The sequence below is a fragment of the Pseudomonas sp. PME37.24/006 genome, from assembly GCF_055556635.1.
Window position 1 is genome coordinate 699813 of the sequence record NZ_JBVHNL010000004.1, and the last position, 20067, is coordinate 719879.

Annotated in this window: 17 protein-coding genes and 1 riboswitch; of the genes, 6 read left to right on the forward strand and 11 right to left on the reverse strand. The window is 63.1% G+C overall.

Going from position 1 to position 20067, the window contains the following annotated elements:
- Positions 1 to 7 precede the first annotated feature (7 nt).
- The 5 genes from ACZ3GY_RS19330 to cls all read left to right on the forward strand — a co-directional run bounded on the left by ACZ3GY_RS19330 (position 8) and on the right by cls (position 6320).
- Positions 8 to 304: a sarcosine oxidase subunit delta gene (locus ACZ3GY_RS19330; protein ID WP_042553471.1), complete on the forward strand. Its 297-nt coding sequence runs from the start codon at positions 8 to 10 to the stop codon at positions 302 to 304.
- The gene (locus ACZ3GY_RS19335) at positions 301 to 3198 is read left to right on the forward strand and encodes a 2Fe-2S iron-sulfur cluster-binding protein (RefSeq protein WP_465911623.1); all 2898 of its coding nucleotides are present in this window, start codon (positions 301 to 303) and stop codon (positions 3196 to 3198) included. The genes ACZ3GY_RS19330 and ACZ3GY_RS19335 overlap by 4 nt, the downstream gene beginning before the upstream one ends.
- Positions 3199 to 3266: 68 nt before the next feature.
- Positions 3267 to 3875, forward strand: a complete 609-nt coding sequence (locus ACZ3GY_RS19340) for a sarcosine oxidase subunit gamma (RefSeq protein ID WP_465911850.1) — start codon at positions 3267 to 3269, stop codon at positions 3873 to 3875.
- A 130-nt stretch (positions 3876 to 4005) separates the two neighbouring features.
- On the forward strand, positions 4006 to 4785 hold the full coding sequence (locus ACZ3GY_RS19345; protein ID WP_465911624.1) for an IclR family transcriptional regulator: 780 nt from the start codon (positions 4006 to 4008) through the stop codon (positions 4783 to 4785).
- Between the two features lie 95 nt (positions 4786 to 4880).
- Positions 4881 to 6320 carry a cardiolipin synthase gene (cls, locus tag ACZ3GY_RS19350; protein WP_465911625.1) on the forward strand — a complete coding sequence of 480 codons (1440 nt, stop codon included), beginning with the start codon at positions 4881 to 4883 and terminating at the stop codon, positions 6318 to 6320.
- Here cls and ACZ3GY_RS19355 read toward each other — a convergent pair.
- From ACZ3GY_RS19355 to ACZ3GY_RS19365, 3 genes are all read right to left on the reverse strand, one after another.
- Positions 6317 to 7021 (reverse strand): class I SAM-dependent methyltransferase, encoded by a 705-nt coding sequence (locus ACZ3GY_RS19355; RefSeq protein WP_465911626.1) that lies wholly within the window; start codon positions 7019 to 7021, stop codon positions 6317 to 6319. The two genes, cls and ACZ3GY_RS19355, sit on opposite strands and share 4 nt — an antisense overlap.
- 151 nt (positions 7022 to 7172) lie before the next feature.
- Entirely contained in the window at positions 7173 to 7703 is a 531-nt protein-coding gene (locus ACZ3GY_RS19360; protein ID WP_463562917.1) for a DUF3617 domain-containing protein, read from the reverse strand.
- An 84-nt stretch (positions 7704 to 7787) separates the two neighbouring features.
- The gene (locus ACZ3GY_RS19365; protein WP_465911627.1) at positions 7788 to 8291 is read right to left on the reverse strand and encodes a GNAT family N-acetyltransferase; all 504 of its coding nucleotides are present in this window, start codon (positions 8289 to 8291) and stop codon (positions 7788 to 7790) included.
- A 312-nt stretch (positions 8292 to 8603) separates the two neighbouring features.
- On the opposite strand from ACZ3GY_RS19365, the gene ACZ3GY_RS19370 reads away from it, so the two are divergent.
- Positions 8604 to 9419 (forward strand): ion transporter, encoded by an 816-nt coding sequence (locus tag ACZ3GY_RS19370; protein WP_465911628.1) that lies wholly within the window; start codon positions 8604 to 8606, stop codon positions 9417 to 9419.
- A 157-nt stretch (positions 9420 to 9576) separates the two neighbouring features.
- On the opposite strand, the gene ACZ3GY_RS19375 is transcribed toward ACZ3GY_RS19370, so the two are convergent.
- From ACZ3GY_RS19375 to cbiE, 8 genes are all read right to left on the reverse strand, one after another.
- Positions 9577 to 9966 carry a DUF1850 domain-containing protein gene (locus ACZ3GY_RS19375; RefSeq protein WP_463562920.1) on the reverse strand — a complete coding sequence of 130 codons (390 nt, stop codon included), beginning with the start codon at positions 9964 to 9966 and terminating at the stop codon, positions 9577 to 9579.
- The gene (locus tag ACZ3GY_RS19380) at positions 9963 to 11990 is read right to left on the reverse strand and encodes a TRAP transporter permease (protein ID WP_463562921.1); all 2028 of its coding nucleotides are present in this window, start codon (positions 11988 to 11990) and stop codon (positions 9963 to 9965) included. Before ACZ3GY_RS19380 ends, ACZ3GY_RS19375 begins: the two co-directional genes overlap by 4 nt.
- Positions 11991 to 12284: 294 nt before the next feature.
- A complete protein-coding gene (locus ACZ3GY_RS19385; protein WP_463562922.1) occupies positions 12285 to 13241 on the reverse strand; it encodes a TAXI family TRAP transporter solute-binding subunit in 957 nt (318 codons plus the stop codon).
- Positions 13242 to 13650: 409 nt separating this feature from the next.
- Positions 13651 to 14994: a sigma-54-dependent transcriptional regulator gene (locus ACZ3GY_RS19390; RefSeq protein ID WP_465911629.1), complete on the reverse strand. Its 1344-nt coding sequence runs from the start codon at positions 14992 to 14994 to the stop codon at positions 13651 to 13653.
- Between the two features lie 40 nt (positions 14995 to 15034).
- Complete coding sequence (locus ACZ3GY_RS19395) at positions 15035 to 16780, reverse strand: sensor histidine kinase (protein ID WP_465911630.1); 1746 nt, start codon at positions 16778 to 16780, stop codon at positions 15035 to 15037.
- Between the two features lie 180 nt (positions 16781 to 16960).
- On the reverse strand, positions 16961 to 17671 hold the full coding sequence (locus tag ACZ3GY_RS19400; protein ID WP_465911631.1) for a (2Fe-2S) ferredoxin domain-containing protein: 711 nt from the start codon (positions 17669 to 17671) through the stop codon (positions 16961 to 16963).
- Positions 17672 to 17699: 28 nt separating this feature from the next.
- Positions 17700 to 18464, reverse strand: coding sequence for a cobalt-precorrin-6A reductase (locus ACZ3GY_RS19405; RefSeq protein ID WP_465911632.1), 765 nt, complete (start codon positions 18462 to 18464; stop codon positions 17700 to 17702).
- Complete coding sequence (gene cbiE / locus ACZ3GY_RS19410; protein ID WP_465911633.1) at positions 18461 to 19666, reverse strand: precorrin-6y C5,15-methyltransferase (decarboxylating) subunit CbiE; 1206 nt, start codon at positions 19664 to 19666, stop codon at positions 18461 to 18463. Before cbiE ends, ACZ3GY_RS19405 begins: the two co-directional genes overlap by 4 nt.
- Before the next feature lie 136 nt (positions 19667 to 19802).
- Positions 19803 to 20008: riboswitch (cobalamin riboswitch) on the forward strand.
- Positions 20009 to 20067 lie beyond the last annotated feature (59 nt).

The window sequence follows — 20067 nt, forward strand, 5'->3', positions numbered from 1 at the left end:
ACAGCCAATGAAGATCATGACTTGCCCGCTCAACGGGCCGCGCAATATCAGCGAATTCACCTACGGCGGCGAACTCAAGCACATGCCCGACCCGACGACCTGCAGCGTCGCGCAATGGGCCGACTACGTGTTCAACAGCGAGAACCTGCTCGGTGTGGTCACCGAATGGTGGATGCACACGCCGTCGAGCTACTGGTTCCTGGCCGAGCGCCACACCGGCAGCGACGAGATCCTGCGTACCTTCGACCCTCGTGAACTGTTCGACCAGCGTGTCGATTTCGCCGCACCGGAGGCCGCCCAATGAACCGCCTGCCCGCCCCCATGGGGTTGTTGATCGACCGCAACAGACCACTGACCTTCAGCTTCGACGGCCGCTCGTGCCAGGGCTTTGCCGGCGACACCGTCGCCAGCGCCCTGGCTGGCGATGGTCGTTGGCTGCTGTCGCGCTCGTTCAAGTACCACCGCCCACGCGGCCCGCTGACCATGGCCGGCCAGGACGCCAACACCCTGGTGCAACTGCCGGACGAGCCCAACGTGCTGGCGGACGACCACCCGATCGCTGCCGGTATCAGCGTCACCCCACAGAACGTCAATGGCAGCCTGGAGAAGGATCGCGACGCGATTCTCGGCAAGTTCTCCAAGTTCATGCCGGTCGGTTTCTACTACCGCGCCTTCTACAAGCCCAAGGGCATGTGGAAGCGCTGGGAACCGCTGATCCGCAAGAAGGCCGGCCTCGGCGTGCTCGACCTCGGGTTCGAGCCGAGCTACCACGACAAGGCCTACCTGTTCTGCGACCTGGCAGTGATCGGCTCCGGGCCCGCGGGCCTGTCCGCCGCCCTGCACGCGGCCAACGGTGGCGCCAAGGTACTGCTGATCGAACAGAACCCGGTACTCGGCGGCTCGCTGACCTACGCCCGCTTCGGCCTCGACGCCAACGCCGCCATGGGCCTGCGTGAAGAACTGGTCAGTGCGGTGAAGGGGCATGCCAATATCCGCGTGCTCGACCAAGCCCTGTGCAACGCCTGGTTCGCCGATAACTACCTGCCGGTGATCCAGGGCAACCGCCTGTACAAGGTGCGCGCCAAGCAGTGCATCATCGCCAGCGGCTCCTTCGACCAGCCGGTGATTTTCCGCAACAACGACCTGCCGGGCGTGATGCTGACCAGCGCCGCCCAGCGCCTGATGCGCCTGTACGCGGTGAAACCGGGCAAACGCGCGGTGGTACTGACCGGCAACGATGACGGCTACCTGGCCGCCCTCGACCTGTTTGATGCGGGTGTGGAGGTCGCCGCGGTGGTCGACATGCGCGAGCGTATCGACACCCCCGGCCTGGTCACTGCGGTGCAAGCCAAGGGCATTCCCTGTCACGCCGGCCACACCGTGTATGAAGCACTCGCCGACAAGCACGCGCGCCACATTAGTGCTGTCGACGTCAGGCGTATCAGCGCTCAAGGCAAGGTGGCCGAGGCCAGCACGCGGATCGATTGCGACCTGTTGTGCATGTCTGCCGGTTACATGCCGGTCTACCAGTTGCTCTGCCAGGCCGGTGGCAGCCTGCGTTACGCCGACGAACATGCGGCGTTCTCGATTCATAATCTGCCGAAGATTCTCCGCGTAGCCGGCTCGGTGAACGGCCGCCACGACCTGCAACGGGTAATCGCCGACGGTCAGCGCGCCGCCAGCGAAGCCCTCGTCGACCTCGATCTGGGCGGCGCTCCGGTAGACGGCGCGGACAAGGACGACAGCCGGGTCAACTTCCCCTGGCCGATCTTCGCCCACCCCCAGGGAAAGGAGTTCGTCGACTTCGACGAAGACCTGCAGATCCGCGATATCGTCAACGCCACCCGTCACGGCTACCGCGACGTGCAACTGGTCAAGCGCTTCTCCACCGTCGGCATGGGACCGTCTCAGGGGCGCCACTCGGCGCTGCCCACGGCGCGCCTGGTCGCCGATGCCACCGGTCGTAGCGTCAGCGAAACCGGAGTGACCACGGCCCGTCCGCCCTTCTCGGCGGAGAAGCTCGCGCACATCGCCGGCCGCGGCTTCGACCCCTATCGCCAGACCGCCATGCACCGCCGTCATGTCGAGCTCGGCGCCAGGCTGATGCCCGCGGGTGTCTGGCAGCGCCCGGCGTTCTACGGCAAGGCAGAAGATCGTGAAGCCTGTATGCAAGCCGAGGCCCGCCATGTGCGTGAGAAGGTCGGCCTGATCGACGTGTCCACCCTGGGCGGCCTCGACATTCGCGGGCCGGATGCCGCCGAGCTGCTGGAACGCATGTACACCTTCGGTTTCAAGAAGCTCGCCGTCGGCCGTACCCGCTACGCGCTGATGACCGCCGAGGATGGCGTGGTGATCGATGACGGGGTGGCCTGCCGCCTGGCCGAGCAGCACTTCTACGTATCGGCGACCACCAGCGGCGTGGATCGCGTCTACCGCAGCATGCTCAAGTGGAATGCGCAGTGGCGCCTGAACGTCGACATCGCCAACGTCAGTGCCGCCTTCGCCGCGGTCAACCTGGCCGGGCCGTTGTCGCGCCAGGTACTGGAAAAGGTCTGCAGCGATGTCGACCTTGACGCTGAAGGCTTCCCCTATCTCGGCGTGCGTGAGGGCAGCGTTGCCGGGGTGCCGGCGCGGCTGCTGCGGGTCGGTTTCGTGGGCGAGCTGGGTTATGAAATCCACGTGCCCGCGCGCTTTGGCGAGCACCTCTGGGATGCGCTGATGGAGGCCGGCAAGGCCGAGGGCATCCGCCCGTTCGGGGTGGAAACCCAGCGCCTGCTGCGCCTGGAAAAAGGCCACGTGATCATCAGCCAGGACACCGATGGCATGACCCACCCTGCGGAGATCGACATGGGCTGGGCCATCGGCCGCAAGAAGCCCTTCTTCGTCGGCAAACGCACCATCGAGATTCTCGAAGCACAGCCCCTCAAGCGCAAACTGGTGGGCTTCACCCTGCCCAGGGGCAGTGCCAAACCGCTGGAAGGCCATCTGGTGCTCAAGGGCCCGGATATCAGCGGCAACGTGACGTCCTGCGAGTACTCGGAAACCGTCGGCGCGATCATCGGCATGGCCTACGCGGGCGCCGATCAGGCCGAGCCGGGCATGCAGATTCCAATTCGTGTGGAAGGCGGTGAAATTGTCCAGGCCACGGTGGTGCAACTGCCGTTCTTCGACCCTGAAAGCAAACGCCAGGAGCTGTGATCATGAGCCTGACCATTCGCGACCATACCGAACGCAGCCCTCTCTACGACCTGTATGGCAACGCACCGCTGACGCTGCTGGGCGAACGACTGTTCGTCGCCGGCTCGCAAAGCGACAGCGAACAACTGCAACGCTGCGCACTGATCGACCTGAGCAATCTGCCACGGCTCGGCTTGCGTGGCACCGATAGCGCGGCCTATCTGCAGGGCAAGGGTTATCAACTGCCAGACGCACCCAATCAGGCGCGTCTGCAGAGCAGCGGCGAGCGGGTGCTGCGCCTGTCGCAGACCGAGTATTTCCTGCTCGGCAGCCTGACCGACGGCGGTGCCCGCATCGCCTCCGATGAAGCCGACTGGCGCTACGACGACGGCCAGGCCAACTACCTGCTGCCCCGTCAGGACAGCCACGCCTGGCTGGCTCTGACCGGTGCGCACCTGCCTGAACTGCTGGCCAAGGTCTGCGGTGTCGACCTGCGCGCCGATGCCTTTCCGATCGGCGCAGTGGCCCAGACCTCGGTGGCGCGTCTCAATGCCATCGTGGTCAACGCAGGCACGGAAAGGCTGCCAGTGTTCCAGCTGTTGTGCGATCGCGCTTCGGCGCATTACCTGTGGGGCGCGCTGCTCGATGCCATGCAAGAGTTCGGTGGCAAGCCGGCGGGGATCGAAGCGCTGCAATAAGGCCGATGATCGTTCCCACGCTCCGCGTGGGAACGCCTGCCAAGGACGCTCCGCGTCCGCTGCTGATCCTGTGACGCACCTGATACTCCCACGTCGGAACGCGGGAGCCATCCATGAAAGAGATTCGCCCATGGCCGCCGATAAAGAAGAGCTGACCGACTACCGCGTCCCGGCGCTGCAGCGCGGGCTTGGCATCCTGCAGATGTTCAATGCCAGCGAGCGCAGCCTGAGCAGCAACCTCATCGCCGAGCGCCTGGGCGTCAGCGTCTCGGCCATCTACCGCATTTTGGTCACCCTCACCGACATGGGTTACCTGAACAAGCTGGGCACCAACAACTACGAACTCGGCCCCCAGGTGCTGTGCGACGGCTTCGCCTACCTGGCCAGTCGCGACCTGGTGGATATCGCCATGCCGCACCTCAACACCCTGCGCGACCGTACCTCGATGTCCTGCCATCTGGGTATCCGCGAACACACCGAGGTGGTCTATCTGTACCGCGCCTTCGCCGCCCAGCGGCTGTCGGTCAACGTGCCGATCGGCACGCGCCTGCCGTGCCACGTCACCGCCCTGGGCCGCGTACTGCTCAGCGAGCTGGATGAAAACTCCCTGGCGGGGCTCTATGCACACGTACGCCTGGACGGCTACCCGGCCCCCGCACCGAAGACGTTGCCAGAACTGCTGCGCATGAGCGACGAGGATCGTGCCCGTGGCTTCGTCCTGCATCGCTCGGACTACTCCACCGCCATCGCCGCCCCGGTACGTGATCACAGTGGGCATATCGTCGCCGCCATCAACCTGTCCGGGCCGGATGCCGTGATGGACGACGAAGCCAATCGCCAGACCCTGCGTGAAACCCTCTTGACCAGCGCGGCCCAGATATCCCGAAGCGCCGGCTACCGCGCGGCATGAATCACCGGGGTTTCACGTGAAACGCTGATTTCTATCGGTGACGTCGTGTCGATAGCGTGGTCTATGCTGGCACAGCAGCCAACAAGCGAACGGCAATGGAATTCGGCATACAGCATTTCTTCGGTTATCTGATCGCGGTGATTCATGGCCTCGGGGCGATAGCTGCCGTGCACGCGATCCTTACCGTACGTACCGCTCAGGGCGCCATCGCCTGGGCGTTGTCGCTGTTCTTCATGCCCTACCTGACGCTGCTGCCCTACGTGGTTTTTGGGCGTAGCCGTTTTTACGCCTACATCGAAGCCCGCCGTCAGGTGGACAAGCAGATGCATCAGGCCATGGCCGCCCTCGACTGGCGACCGTGGGTTGCAGAAGCCATCGCCGCCGGTGAATCGGAAGCCTACGGCCAGCTACGTGCCCTGCCTAGGCTGGGTCGCATGCCCTGCCTGGCGAACAATCAGGTCAGCCTGCTGATCGATGGCAAGGCGACCTTCGAGGCGATCTTCCAAGCACTGGCCGAGGCGCACCAGGTAATCCTCATCCAGTTCTTCATCGTCCACGATGACAAGCTCGGCCGGCGCCTGCAGGAGGTGCTGCTCGAACGCGCGGCCGCTGGGGTGCAGGTGCACTTCCTGTTTGATGCAGTCGGCAGCCACGCTCTGCCGCGGCGCTATATCAAACGGCTGCGCGACGGCGGTGTACACATGCACGCCTTCCCCACCGGCGGCAGCCTGTTCAATCGCTTCCAGCTGAATTTTCGCAACCACCGCAAGATCGTCGTGGTGGATGGCGAGCGAGGCTTCCTGGGCGGGCACAACGTCGGTGATGAGTACCTGGGCGAGAAGCCGCGGCTTTCACCATGGCGTGATACCCATGTCGAGGTGCACGGCCCAGCCGTGGTCTGCCTGCAGGAATCCTTTGCCGAGGACTGGTTCTGGGCGACCCGCAAACTGCCGCCACTGCTGCTACCGGAGCGCTACCCGGACGAAGGCATGCTCTGCCAGGTGATCACCAGCGGCCCGGCGGATGCACAGGAAACCTGCTCGCTGCTATTCGTCGAGATGCTCAACGCAGCCCGCGAGCGCATCTGGCTAACCAGCCCCTACTTCATCCCTGACGAAGCGCTGTTCGCTGCACTGCGCCTGGCGGTGCTGCGCGGCGTGGATGTGCGCATCCTGCTGCCGTCGCGGCCGGATCACCGCATCGTCTATGCCGCGTCCAGCCTGTTCGCCCTGGAAGCGCTGCGCGCCGGTGTGCGGATCTTCCGCTACCTGCCTGGCTTTCTGCACCAGAAGGTCGTGCTGATCGATCAGGACATCGGTGTGGTGGGCAGCGCCAACCTGGACAACCGCTCCTTCCGCCTCAACTTCGAGATCACCCTGGTGACGGTCGACGCCGAGTTCGCCCGCCAGGTCGAGGGCATGCTGGAAAACGACTTCAGCCAGTCCCGCGAACTGATAGGCGCCGACCGCCGCGACGTGCATCGCCTGCAACAACTGGGCATGCGCGTAGCGCGGCTGATCTCGCCGATTCTCTAGACTTTGTGCGTCAGCCAAGCGCCCCAGAACAGGCTGCTGAAGAACCTTGTACCCTCGGCAAAACCAGCATCGTGGAGCAGGCATTGAACCGCTTGCTCGGAACGAGGTGGATCAGCACCCTGCAGAATTTTCTCGAGCTTGGCCTGCACCTCGTCTGCACCTACACCTTGTTGGCGCCAGCGTGCCGCCCAGGCCCTCAACAGCAATGGCTGACTGGTATATGCATGGTGATTGCCCGCGACGATCAACGGCGCGCATGGCTTCAGGCGCATCTGGATGGATAGCAGCAACGCTCGCTTCGGATCATCGCCAGGCACATGATGCAGGACGCCAATCAATGTCGCGGCATCGTAGCCTTGAGCTGCGGGGAGGTCATCGACCGTACCCTGCACGACCTCGACTCTGTCCAGCAGACCATGGGCCTGTAACTGCTCACGAGCGGTGTCGAGCATCGCCGCCGACGGATCTACAGCCGTGAAACGCCAGCTCGGTTCGATAGCCGCCATGGTAATGATTTCCTGCGCAGTACCACCTGCCCCAACCACCAGCAGATGCGCACCCGGGCTTTGCTCAAGACTGACGCTGAGCATGCAGGCAGCCAGCTCATGGCAGGCATCGTATCCTGCGAGGGCAATACGGCTCTGACGGCCATATTCACTGGCACGGCTGTTATCGAACTTTGCGAAGCAATGCTGGGTCATGGAGCGCTCCATTGGAGCGCTCACCATAGGCGAGAAGGCCTAATAAGAAAAATTCTTACTTTTCATCAAGTCCATTCCAGCATGGAATTCAATGCGGACTGCATCATTCAGCTCGAATGCCTCTTCGTGCAAACCACGCTACCCGTATTACTCAGGGCTGGCGCGGCTTCAACGCGCCACAATCGGCCGATACCCAACGGGCGTCCGACTCCATGCTGCCCTGCTGGCGGCCGGCACCGCTGTCGAACTCGCCGCTGACCTTGGAGCTGAAGGACTTGTCGTCGAGAAAATGCGCCTCACCCTGCCCCTGACCCTGCGGACAAGTGAAGTTGAACACCCAACGATCATTGTCACGCGAAGTGATCTGCTGGCTACAATTGGGATCTTGCAGCGGAATGTTCTGCGCATCGACCTGCGCCTGGCTGATGCAGTACTGCACGCCCTTGTCGCCCAGCTGAATACCCTGCTGGGCCATGGCCCGTTCGAGCATTTCACGCTGCGCCTGAGGTAGGTTCTTGAACTGCTGCAACATCACATCGCTACTCGGCAACGCCTTGCCGCCGAGCTGCATGTTCTTCGAAGTGATTTCCCAGAGACCAGGTTGAATCTGCTGCTGGGCAGTGGCCATGAACGGCAGCACCAGCAGGCAAAGTGGCAGGATTTTCAAACTAGGCATCGGCATACAAGACTCCGTTCAGTGACCATTGATATGGCTCGCCTAATCTCCGACAGCAGAGCTGCCGGGATGTCACTACAGAATGGCCACTCAGCCTTCGACTTCCTGGTGATAAAGCTGCAGCCCACGGGCCTGATAGTTGGCAAGGGCGCTGGGATGATCGAAGGTGCAGGTGTGCACCCAGACCCGCCGGGTACCCGGCCAGGCCCAGGCGGATTGCAGGGCGTGGCTGAGCAACGGGCCACCGAAGCCCTGACCGAAGAACGCTTCGGCGAGACCGAAATAGAGAATCTCCACCGAGCCGTCGGCGTCACGCTGCAACTCGTAGTAACCGGCGATGGCACCTTGGTGATATGCCACCCAGGTGCGATGCTCGTCACGCTCGATCAGCTCGCGCCATTGCCCATCTGTCCAGGACAGCTTGTCCGTCCACTCCCAGGGCCCGCCCACCAATTGGTAGAGAAAGCGATTGAGCTGGAACTGCTTGATCCGGCATTCGACGACCTGCAAATCGTCCGGCAACGCCTTGCCACGCAACTGGTCGGGGCTGTTCATTTCCAGGTAGTAGGTGATGTTTTCAACCTGCTCGCTCATACCGTGATCCGTCGCTCTGGTAAGCCACGTGGCTGTGGCAAAGAGCGCAGGCTAAAGATCCGAGTGGCGTTCAGCAATCCCGCTTCGGGAAAACGGCAGCACTCAGGCACAACCCACCTGTACGAAAATTGGCCAGTAAAAGCTACGCGTGCGCTGCAAATTTACACATGGGCGAAGAAAAACTTACACATAGCCGCCCGCTAGCCCGCATGCCGCCTACACATTTAGCGAAAATCCAGTAGTCAGCCGCGCTTTCTTCCGTCACCTCGCTTATTTACTCTCGGCAGCCCGATTGCAGCCGTCGACACCACCATGACCGATATCGCCACACCGAACGCTCCAAGCGCCTGGCGCCAGCAACTGGCTCAGTTTATGGACGGCAAACCCGTGCAACGCCTGATCACCGTGCTGATCCTGATCAACGCCGTGATCCTCGGCATGCTCACCTCGGTGGAGATCGTCAGCGAGTGGGGCTGGCTTTTGTTGCCTGTGGATATGTTCATTCTCGCGGTGTTCGTGATCGAGCTGGCGCTGCGCTTCGCGGCCCGTGGCATCGGCCTTTTGCGAGATCCGTGGGCGGTGTTCGATTGCATCGTGGTAGGCATCGCGCTCGTGCCGGCCAGCGGGCCGTTCAGCGTATTGCGGGCATTGCGCGTCTTGCGGGTGCTGCGCCTGGTGTCGATCAACCCGAGCATGCGCAAGGTGGTGCAAGCGCTGCTGGCGTCGCTGCCTGGCATGGGCAGCATCATCATGCTGATGAGTCTGATCTTTTATGTGTCGGCGGTGATGGCCACGCAGCTGTTCGGCGAGCGCTTTCCCGAGTGGTTCGGCTCGTTGACCGCCAGCCTGTATTCGCTGTTCCAGATGATGACCCTGGACAGCTGGTCGAGCGGCACGGTGCGACCGATCATGGAGGTGTATCCGCATGCCTGGCTGTTCTTCATCCCTTACGTACTGATCGCCACCTTTATGATGCTCAACCTGTTCATCGCGGTGATCGTCAACGCCATGCAGGACGCCCAAGGCCCGGATCCCGAGATCGAGGCGCGCGTGCAGCGCGAGCAACTGATTCTCGATGAGCTCAGGGCCTTGCGGACAGAATTGGCAGAGATGCGCCGCCAGCCTTGACCCCTAAACGACGGGCAGGGCGACGCCTTCAAGGCGAAAGCGGACGGTGAGCAGAGCTTTTGTGGGAGAGGCTTTAGCCTCGATTTTGCCGAGCTAGGCGTAAAGAGCTCGCGGCTAAAGCCCCTCCCACGAGATCGCAACCGTCCGCTTCTGCCTTTCACCTGCCCAGCTCACAACTCCACAACTCCACCGCGGGCTGACTCGCCGTCGGTGGCCCGAGCCACTCGCTGAAGGGCTTACAGCCCTGGGCATCGCAAAGTTGATAGTCGCCAGCCTCGGGTGTGCGCCCGAGGCGTAGCGGTTGCAGAGGTGGCAGCTGACGCTGGTAGTGCCAGGCGCCATCACGCAATACCGCGCCGTCCGGAATTTCCATGCCGGCACCACTGCCGCGCACCCGCGCCTCGCCAAGCAACAACCCATCCGGCGTGACGCGGTAGTCCTCTTCCCAGCGGATCTTTTCGATCGTGTGGTTCCAGGCCAGGGTGAAGGACGGCAGGGGCATTTGCGCCCATACCGCCCCAGCCAAACCCAGGCACAGACCCATCACGCCGCCGCCACGCGCTGGGCGCGGCGATCACGCCAGACGTGCTGGGCGATCAGCAAGAAGCCCAATGCATAGCCAATCTCGTCACTGATCGGCATCGCCAGAATCAGCGCGACGCCGGCGCCGAACGCCCACAGTCGCTCCCACCAGGCCATGCGCACATTCAGGTAACCCACCACGGCCATGCCCCACAAACCGACCGCAAACACCGTTTTGACGAACATGTACAGCGTTGCGCCCCAGCTGTCGCCCTGCATCATCAGCGCCGGGTCGTACACCGCCATGAACGGCACAACGAACCCAGCGGCGGCGATACGCACGGCCCACAGGCTGATCTTGAAGCCGTTCTCCTTGGCGATTGGCGCCGCCGCGAAGCAAGCCAGCGCTACCGGCGGCGTCAGGTCGGCCATCAGGCCGAAATAGAACACGAACATGTGCGAGACGATCAGCGGCACACCCAGATCCAGCAACGCCGGCGCGGCGATGGCGCTGGTGATGATGTAGTTGGGAATGGTCGGAATACCCATGCCCAGAATCAGGCAGGTGACCATGGTCAGCACCAGCGACAGGAACAGGTTGTTCTGGCCGACGGCAAGGATGTACCCGGCAAAGGTCGTGGCGATACCAGTCAGCGAGACCACGCCGATGATCACCCCCACCAGTGCACAGGCGATACCCACTGGAATCGCATGCCGAGCGCCCTCGGCCAGTGCATGCACACAGGCGCGCAAGGTGTCGCGACCGCCCTTGACGAACCAGCACACCGCGACCAGCGCAGCGATGACGCCGAACACCACGCCAATGCCTAGTTGGAAGAACCCGGCGCAGAGAATCCCCAGGGCTACCCAGAAAACCATGCGCATGACTTTCGACGACACCTTGAGAATGATCGCCGAGCCGATGATCACGATGGCCGTCAACGCCAGCCCGACAGTGCCGGAGAACATCGGCGTACGCCCGGAAAACAACAGGTAGACCAGCACCAGCAGCGGGATGAGCAGATACCAGCGCTCCTTGACCGCGCCCCAGGCGCTCGGGCACTGATCCTTGGGCAAGCCGCGCAGGTTGGCTCGTTTCGCCTCCAGGTGCACCATCCAGAATACTGCGCCGAAATACAGCATGGCCGGAATCAGCGCGGCCTTGGCCACTTCGATGTACGGCACGTTGATGGTCTCGGCCATGATGAACGCCACGGCACCCATCACCGGAGGCATGAGCTGGCTGCCCATGCTCGCCGTAGCTTCTACCGCGCCTGCAAACGCCGGGCGGTAGCCAAATCGTTTCATCAGCGGAATGGTGAACTGTCCGGTGGTGACCACGTTGGCCACGCCAGAACCGGTAATGGTGCCCATCAGTGCCGAGGAAACGACCGAGACTTTGGCCGGGCCGCCGAGCTTGTGACCGAACAGCCCCATGGCGAAGTCGGTGAACAGTTTGATCATCCCGGCCTGCTCCAGAAACGCGCCGAACAGGATGAACAGGAAAATGTAGGTCGCCGACACATAGGTCGGTGTGCCATAGAAGCCTTCGGTACCGAAGGACAGTTGGTTGACGATCTGATCGAAGCCATAACCGCGGTGCGCCAGATCACCCGGCAGGTACTCACCGAACAGCCCGTAAAGCAGGAACAGCCCGCAAATCAGCGGCAAGGCGATACCCATCACCCGCCGTGCGGCCTCGAAAATCAGCACGGTCAGGGTAATCCCGACCACCATATCCAGACTGCTCAGGTCGCCCGAGCGCTGGACCAGATCGGCCTCGAAGTACCACTGGTAAGCGAAGGTGGCCATACCAGCCAAACCCAACAACCAGGCCAGCGGTTGCCAGGGACGCCCGGTGCCACGCGACGGATAGCAGATAAACACCATCAGCAGCAGGAAGCCGATATGCCCTGCGCGCAGCACCTGGCTGGACACGGGGTGGAAGGCTGCCGTGATGATCTGGTACGTCGAGAACAGCAAGGCGGTATAGAACAACGCCTTCGGCCACTCGCTCGGGCTGGCGTTCAGCCCCTGATGTTCACTCATGCTGTCATACCTTCGCTAACGCCCAAAGGGCGAAGAATCGGACGTTCACGCAATGACTCACCCGGCGTGGGCGATATCATCAGTGAGTTGAAAAAGATACCTGGCGGCGCTGTAGATTCGGACAAGCCGCGCGGGTTAGCGCGGCCCTACAGCAGCCTTGCACACGACACTGTCGTGGTGCGTCGCGTAACCCGCCAGGCAGTAGTCGGCGTTGCCCCAGGGATGGGTTAGGGCGCGCCCGTGAGCGCACAGAGTGTGTGCCGCTAACAGGCGTCTAACCCACCCTATGGATGACTACTTGAGTACACCTGCTTCTTTGTAGAAACGCTCAGCGCCCGAATGCAGTGGGATTGGCAGGCCATCGGTGGCGGTTTCCAGCTTGATGTCCTTGGCCGCGGAGTGGGAGTTGGCCAGACGAGGCAGGTTGTCGAACATCAGTTTGGTCATCTGGTAGGCCACCTCGTCGGAGACGCCGTCATGGCTGACCAGGATGTTGATAATCGCAGCGGTGGGTACATCCTGATCCTGGCCGTCATAGGTGCCGGCCGGAATCACGCGCGCCTGATAGGCACTGCTGCCAATCTTGCTGACCACATCCTCGGGGATCGCGACGAAGGTGATCGGCACCATTGAGGCCAAGTCGCGAATAGCCGCCATGCCCAGACCGGAGGATTGCAGGGTAGCGTCCAACTGGCGATTCTTGATCAGCTCGACCGACTCGGCGTAAGGCATGAACTCGACGCGGCCCATGTCCTTGTAGCTCAGGCCAGCCGCCTTGAAGATCGCCCGGGCATTGAGTTCGGTACCGGATTTCGGCGCGCCGACGGAAATACGCTTGCCCTTGAGATCCTCCAGGGTTTTGATCCCGGATTCCTTGCTGGCGACGATCTGAATGTAGTTCGGGTAGGTCGCGGCGATGGCGCGAATCTTGGTCAGCGGCGCTTTGAAGCCGGCTTCTTCAACACCTTTCCAGGCATCGTCCACCGAGTCGCCCAAGGCAAAGGCCAGCTCACCACGACCGGCCTGCAGCAGGTTGAGGTTCTCGACCGACGCCTTGGTGGCCTGTACGGAGGTTTTCGAGCCCTCAATACCGGTGCCATAAACCTGCGACAGCGCCACACCGATCGGGTAATAGACGCCGCTGGTGCCGCCCGTCAAAACGTTGATGAAAGTAGGTGCCGCGAGCACCGCCGTGCTGGCAGTGATGGCCGCAGCGGCGGCAAAAAGGCTGAAACGCTTGGTCAGTCGCATGGGTGTTTCTCCGTGATTATTCTTGTCAGAGAGCCGGTTCGGGATCAGTGAGCAAAAGGGACGGAGAGCGCCGCGTGAACGGACAGCATGCAGTTGTAAACCGCGGTGCATGACGACTCTTGTCTTTCTTATGGTCACCGGATCAATCAATACCGGTTGCCCAGAGAACAATGCAGATGCCATGCCAGTGGCAACAAAGCCCGCGCCAGAGCGCTGAAGGGGTTCAAGCGGGGACTAAACCAGCGGAAGCCTGCCGATTAGCCGAAAGAAAACGGCAAGATTCCGCTCAGACTGGCTCCTGGGTGTGGCTTCGCTCAACCCAGGCTACGTCTTGTGATCGAACCCATTCTGACGAAGTAGCTCGGATTGAGCATAGCGATAGCCGGGGCAGATTTATGCGCCTGCCCCCTCAGTCCTCGTCGCCGCTGCCGGCCGGGCGATAGGTGCTGCGCTGCAGACCGTGACGCTGCATCTTTTCATTGAGCGTACGGCGCGGCAGTTGCAGCAGCTCCATGGCCTGCAAGATGCTGCCCCGACAACGCAGCAGGACGTTGTGCAGGCACTGCGCCTCGAACGCTTCCATCTGCTGGGCCAGGGATTGTTCGGCGTGTTCCTGACTGGAACCGCTCAGGCCCAGCGCATGACGCTCGGCAGCGTTGATCAGCTCGCGTACGTTGCCCGGCCATGAGTGGCCAAGCAGAGCGGCCAATTCGGCCGGCGTGAGGGGTTCCAGGCTGCGACCATGGCGTTGCGCGGCCTCTTCGGCGAAGTGCTCGAAGAGCAAGCTGATATCTTCGCGACGCTCGCGCAACGGCGGTAGTTGCAGGGTGGCGAGATTGAGCCGATAGAGCAGGTCTTCGCGAAAGCGTCCGGCGCGAACCTCATCGAGCAGGTCGGGCTTCACCGCACTGATCACCCGCAGATCGACGCGAATGCTCTGGTTGGAGCCCAAGCGCTCCAAGGTCTTTTCCTGCAGCACGCGCAACAGCTTGACCTGCTGGGCCAGCGGCAGGCTTTCCACTTCATCGAGGAACAGGGTGCCGCCATCGGCGTGTTCGATACGGCCGATGCGCTTGCTCTGGGCACCGGTAAAGGCGCCACTTTCGTGGCCGAACAACTCGCTCTCGAACAAATGCTCGGGAATCGCCGCGCAGTTGAGCGCCACGAACGGCTTGCCAGCACGCTCGCTGAAATCGTGCAGGCAGCGCGCAACGCGCTCCTTGCCAGAGCCAGTCTCGCCACGGATCAAGACGTTCACCGAGGTGCCGGCCAGCTCCAGAATCTGCCGGCGCAAGCGCTCCATGGAGCGTGACACGCCAAGCAGTTGCGCCGTTATTCCCTCCTTGAGCGCGAATTGCTGGTGCAGCCCGCGGTTCTCGCAGACCAGTCGGCGCTTTTCCAGGGCCCGCCGCACCGTATCGAGCAGCCGCTCCGGAGTGAAAGGCTTCTCGATGAAGTCATAGGCACCCTGCTTCATCGCCTGCACAGCCATCGGTACATCACCGTGCCCGGTGATCATGATCACCGGCAGGTCGCGGTCGCACTCGACCAACTTGGCCAACAATTGCAAGCCATCGGTGCCGGGCATGCGCACATCGCTGATCACCACGCCGGGAAAATCGATATTGATCAGCGCCAGCGCTTGCGCGGCATTCGAGCAGACCTGCACGCTGAAACCGGACAACTGCAGCCACTGCTGCGCCGCCTCGCGGATCGCTGCTTCATCATCGACGACGATTACCTGACCACTCATATCACCTCCTGGCTCGACGCCGCAGTGTAACGCCATCCGCTCATGCCTTTGGCAGGCGCAGGGTGAAGACGGCACCCGCAGCAACGTTACCGGCCTCCAGATCTCCGCCCAGATCACGAACGATGCCATAGGAAATCGCCAGGCCAAGGCCAAGCCCCTCACCCACCGGTTTGGTGGTGAAAAAGGGTTCGAACACATGACCCAGGTGTGCCTCGGCGATGCCGCCACCGCTGTCGCTAATACGCATCACGCACTGCTCACCCTGCACCTCGATCGACACACCCAGCTCCCGTATGGCGCTGTCGAGCATGGCATCCAGGGCGTTGTTGAGCAGATTGAGAATGACCTGCTCCAGGCGGATGGCATCCCCACAGACCCGCTCCTCGCTACGGATCTCGCAGCGCAGCTCGACCTGCTCGCTGCGCAGACGCGGCGCCAGCAACAGCAAGGCTTGCTCCAGCACATCACTGAGCAGCAGTCGCTCGTTCAGCCCGGCCGGGCTCTTGCGCGCGAAGGTTTTCAGGTGCCCGGTCAGGCTGGCCATGCGCTGCAGCAGGCCGTCGATGCGCACCAGGCCGTCGCGCACATCGCCCTCACGGCCGTTATCGAGCAACAAACCAAGGCTGCTCAGGTGCATCTGAATGGCTGTCAGCGGCTGGTTGATCTCGTGAGCCATGGCCGCCGACATTTGCCCCAGCGCGGCCATCTTCGCCGCGTGCACCAAACCCTCCTGGGCCTCGCGTAACTCGGCGGTGCGCAGGGTCACTTCGCGCTCGAGGTTCTCGCGGATGCTCGCCTGCAAACGCTGGTTCTTGCGCCGTTGCAGCAGGAATAGGACGAAGAACACCAGGGTCAGCCATACACCCGCCGCCGCCAGGCGATAGCTGCGCGCCGTATCGCCAAGGCTGTCCTCGTCGATCAGCAGGTGCAGCGTCCAGGCTTCACTGCTCAGTTCAAGACGCTGCCACAGGTAATTGTGCCGCCCGTCCGGCCCATCGATGTTCATCCAGTCGGCATCTTTGCCGAGCGACTGCCCCTGTTGTTTGGGCAACGTGCGCAACGCACGCTCTGCATACTTGCGCACCTCCACCAGCTCGGCATGATCGAGCGCATCGAGTTCCTCAAGGGCCTGGAAACGCCAAGCCGGTCGGCTGCTCAGAATCACCACGCCATAGCTGTCGGCGACCAGCAGCACACCGGGCTGGCCGACCCACTCACGCTGCAGCTCTTCCAGTTCGAGCTTGACCACCAGTACGCCGATCACCGCACCGTTATCGTCATACACCGCGTGGGAGAGGAAGTAGCCGGGCACGCCGGTGGTCACACCAACCGCGAAATAGCGGCCAGATGTGTGGTGCAGGGCATCCTGAAAATACGGCCGGAAACTGTAATTGCTGCCGACGAAACTGCTCCATTCGTTCCAGTTGCTGGCCGCCAGTGTGATGCCCTTGGGGTCGATCAGGTACAGCACGCTGGCGCCTGCAGCGGTATTGAGCAACTCGAAGCGGCGGTTGAGCTTGTCACGTAACAGCGGATCGTCCGGCGACTGCAGCAGCGCCTGGATATCACTGTCCATCGACAGCAGCTGCGGCACCGAGCGAAAGCGATCGACCAGGGTCTGAATCGATTGTGCATATAGCTGCAACTGGCCGTGGGCCTCGCTACTGCGATCTTCCCAGGCCCGCTGTTCGGCGTAGCGGCTGGCCAGCCACAGGCTGACGGCCAGGCCGAAGATCACCAACAGCACGATGGCGACGATGCGATAACGCAGAAACAGGGCGGTCATGCACGACTCGAATTTTTATGATGCCGGCATGTTAGCCCGAAATGCGCGCGGGTCGCCTATGAGGATGCCGCGGCTTTTGTAGCCTGAGTTAGCCGAAGGCGTAACCCGGGACGACAGGCTCGGAATAATCGCCCGGCCCCGGGTATCGCTACGCTCAACCCAGGCTACGGGCGATACCGGTCACGGCCGCACCATCATCAGCTCGGGCACCGCACGGCCAGCGACCAGTTGCTCGTCGACCAGGCGCACCACGTCTTCCTCGCTACGCACCTGATACCAGTGACCCGGCGGATAGACCGTCAGCGTCGGGCCCTGATCGCAGGGGAACTGGCACTGGGTACGGGTGATATGCACACCGCCCTCGCACTCCAGCTTGCCGGCCGCCTTGACCTTCTCGCGCAGCATCTTCCACAGCGGCAGAGCGCCACGGCGAGTGCAGCGCGGACCGTTGCATAGCAGCACGCGGTACTGGTGAGCGGGAATCTTCGACCAGGCGTGGCTGCCGGGCAGCGCTGGCACATCGACGCAGCCCAGATGCAGCTCCGGGCGCTCGAGCAGTGCACAAGCGGCCCCGGCTGCATCGGCATCGAGCTGGCCGAACAGGCTGGTGACAAAGACCCGTGCAGGATCGGTCAGGCTCGCCAGTTCGCTACGCAGCCAGTCGACATGCTGGCTGCTGCTCTGCGCCTCCAGATCGATCACCAGCAGCCTGCCGCTGCCCTCCTTCACGCGCTGCCAGAGGCCGTCATAACCGGCGCCGGTATCGACGATGTCGGCCAGCGCAGCCTCGCCACGCAGCTCGACCAGGCGGGCACGAAACAGCTCGGCAAAAGAGCCGTCGAGCAGATCCGGGCCGGCGAACAGCACCTGAGCGTAGGGCGTGGTAGTCATGGGTAGGCTCCGGGAAAAGGGCGGCAGTCTAACAGCGTCGTGACGGACAAGGTTTCGTAGCCTGAAACTCGACGCCATGGCTCAGCAGCGCCTGCCACAGCGCTTCGGGTTCGGCGAACTCGCGATCCACAGCGGGCAACAAGGGTCGCTGCAACACCAGCACCGGCACGCCACGCTCACGAGCGACCTGCAGCTTGTGCTCGGTGGCGGCGCTGCCACTGTTCTTGCTCACCAACACATCGCAATCGAGGCGTTCGAACAGCGTACGCTCATCGTCCAAGCTGAACGGCCCTCGGGCGCCGATCACTTCGGCGCGGGGCGTGGCAGGCTGGCTCTGCAGGCAGCGCACCGTCCAGTGCTGGTGGGCGGGAATCTCGTGCAGATGCTCCAGTGGCTCGCGGCCCAGGGTGAACAGCGGGCGCTGGAAATCGCTCAGCGCGGTGATCAGCGAGGGCCAGTCGAATACCTCACGCCAGTCATCGTCGGGTGATGAAACCCAGCCCGGGCGACGCAAGGCCCAGCAGGCAATACCAGCCAACTGGGCGGCATGGGCAGCGTTGCGGCTGATCTGCGCAGCATAGGGATGGGTGGCATCGACCAGCAGGTCGATGCCCTGCTTGTGGATAAAATCCGCCAGCCCCTCGACACCACCAAAGCCACCGACACGTACCTGGCAGGCCAGATCCTCCGGCACCTTGCCCAGCCCGGCCAGGCTATAGATATGTGCGGGGCCAAGGCGACGGGCAAGATTCAGCGCTTCGCCGATCCCGCCCAGTAACAGGATGCGGCTCATAACGGCTTGCTGACCTGCAACAAGGTGATCGGCAAGGCGCCACGCCAGGTATCGAAGCCGCCCAGGGGTTTGGCCTGGGCCAGTTCGATGCGCGTCAGCTCGCCGCCCTCTTCGCCACGAAAGGCGATCAACGCCGCCTCGCTCTGCAGGGTCACGGCGTTGGCCACTAGTCGGCCACCCGGCTTGAGCGCGCGCCAGCAGGTGTCGAGCACGCCCGGCGCGGTCACCCCGCCACCGATAAAGATCGCGTCTGGCGCCGCCAGCCCGGCCAGCGCCTCGGGTGCCCGCCCGGCCACCAGTTGCAGGCCCGGCACGCCGAGGGCATCGCGGTTGTGGGCGATATGGCCCTGGCGGCCTTCGTCGGCCTCGATGGCGATGGCCCGACAAGCAGGATGGGCACGCAGCCACTCGATACCGATGGAGCCGCAGCCGGCACCGACATCCCAGAGCAGCTCGCCAGGCAGCGGCGCCAGACGCGCCAGGGTGATGGCACGCACGTCGCGTTTGGTGAGTTGCCCGTCGTGGCGATAGGCATCGTCCTGCAGGCCCGGCGTGAGTGGCAGGCGCATGGCGTCATCACCGGCAACGCAGTCGATCGCCACCAGATTCAGATCAGCAGATCGAGCCAGCGCCCAGCCATCAGCCAGGCCATCGATACACCGCTCGCGCTCACCGCCCAGGTGTTCGAAGACGCTCAGCCGACTGGGGCCGAAACCACGCTCGCGCAGCAATGCGGCAATGGCCGCCGGGCTCTCGCCATCGTTGCTCAGCACCAGCAGGCGCACGCCGGGATGAACCTGCGCATTGAGCGCTGCCAGCGGGCGACCCACCAGCGAGACCAGGGCTGTGCTCTGCAGTGGCCAGCCCAGGCGAGCCGCCGCCAGCGAGCAGGAGGAAGGCGCCGGCAGAATGTGCAGCTCATCGCTCGGCAGCTCGCGGGCCAGGCTGGCGCCGACGCCAAAGAACATCGGGTCACCGCTGGCCAGTACACAGACTGGCGTACCGCGCCTCTCGAGCACTGGCACCAGGGAAAACGGCTTCGGCCACTCCAGACGTGTGGCACGGATGCAATGCGGCAACAGCGCCAGCTGGCGCTCGCTGCCAAACACCTGTTCGGCCGCCAGCAATGCATGTCGCGCCGCCTTGCCGAGGCCGGGGTAGCCGTCTTCACCAATGCCCACGACGGTTAGCCAGCGTGTCATGCGTTTTTCCTCGTTATCAAAATCGCCCAGATCGTTCCTCACGCTCCGCGTGGGAATGCCGCCCAGGACGACGCTCCGCGTCCGATGCTGCACGCTATCGGACGACGCGGCTTTTCATCCTAGCGAACAAAGCGGGCATAATAGCGCCTCTGTCGGTGTCCGTCGGCTACGTGGTACGTAGGCGCGGGCCTAAGAGGGAACACGAGCAGATCGTTCTGCGGCGTGGCTGCCCCCGCAACTGTTGCAGCGAGCGCATGCGCCAATCGCCACTGGGAAACCGGGAAGGCCGGCCACGCGCCATGACCTGCGAGCCAGGAGACCTGCCGACGGATTCAGTCGCATGTGCCCACACCGGGCGGGGTGTCCCGGTGATAGAAGCTCGTCCTTCTCTGGCCTATCCT

Excerpts from the sequence above, each read along its gene's own strand:
- ACZ3GY_RS19380 (WP_463562921.1), bottom strand. The coding sequence starts at position 11,990 with ATGAGTGAACATCAGGGGCTGAACGCCAGCCCGAGCGAGTGGCCGAAG.
- ACZ3GY_RS19365 (WP_465911627.1), bottom strand. The coding sequence starts at position 8,291 with ATGAGCGAGCAGGTTGAAAACATCACCTACTACCTGGAAATGAACAGC.
- ACZ3GY_RS19370 (WP_465911628.1), top strand. The coding sequence starts at position 8,604 with ATGACCGATATCGCCACACCGAACGCTCCAAGCGCCTGGCGCCAGCAA.
- ACZ3GY_RS19405 (WP_465911632.1), bottom strand. The coding sequence starts at position 18,464 with ATGAGCCGCATCCTGTTACTGGGCGGGATCGGCGAAGCGCTGAATCTT.
- ACZ3GY_RS19355 (WP_465911626.1), bottom strand. The coding sequence starts at position 7,021 with ATGACCCAGCATTGCTTCGCAAAGTTCGATAACAGCCGTGCCAGTGAA.
- ACZ3GY_RS19335 (WP_465911623.1), top strand. The coding sequence starts at position 301 with ATGAACCGCCTGCCCGCCCCCATGGGGTTGTTGATCGACCGCAACAGA.
- ACZ3GY_RS19395 (WP_465911630.1), bottom strand. The coding sequence starts at position 16,780 with ATGACCGCCCTGTTTCTGCGTTATCGCATCGTCGCCATCGTGCTGTTG.
- cbiE (WP_465911633.1), bottom strand. The coding sequence starts at position 19,666 with ATGACACGCTGGCTAACCGTCGTGGGCATTGGTGAAGACGGCTACCCC.
- ACZ3GY_RS19360 (WP_463562917.1), bottom strand. The coding sequence starts at position 7,703 with ATGCCGATGCCTAGTTTGAAAATCCTGCCACTTTGCCTGCTGGTGCTG.
- ACZ3GY_RS19330 (WP_042553471.1), top strand. The coding sequence starts at position 8 with ATGAAGATCATGACTTGCCCGCTCAACGGGCCGCGCAATATCAGCGAA.
- ACZ3GY_RS19345 (WP_465911624.1), top strand. The coding sequence starts at position 4,006 with ATGGCCGCCGATAAAGAAGAGCTGACCGACTACCGCGTCCCGGCGCTG.
- ACZ3GY_RS19390 (WP_465911629.1), bottom strand. The coding sequence starts at position 14,994 with ATGAGTGGTCAGGTAATCGTCGTCGATGATGAAGCAGCGATCCGCGAG.
- cls (WP_465911625.1), top strand. The coding sequence starts at position 4,881 with ATGGAATTCGGCATACAGCATTTCTTCGGTTATCTGATCGCGGTGATT.
- ACZ3GY_RS19385 (WP_463562922.1), bottom strand. The coding sequence starts at position 13,241 with ATGCGACTGACCAAGCGTTTCAGCCTTTTTGCCGCCGCTGCGGCCATC.
- ACZ3GY_RS19400 (WP_465911631.1), bottom strand. The coding sequence starts at position 17,671 with ATGACTACCACGCCCTACGCTCAGGTGCTGTTCGCCGGCCCGGATCTG.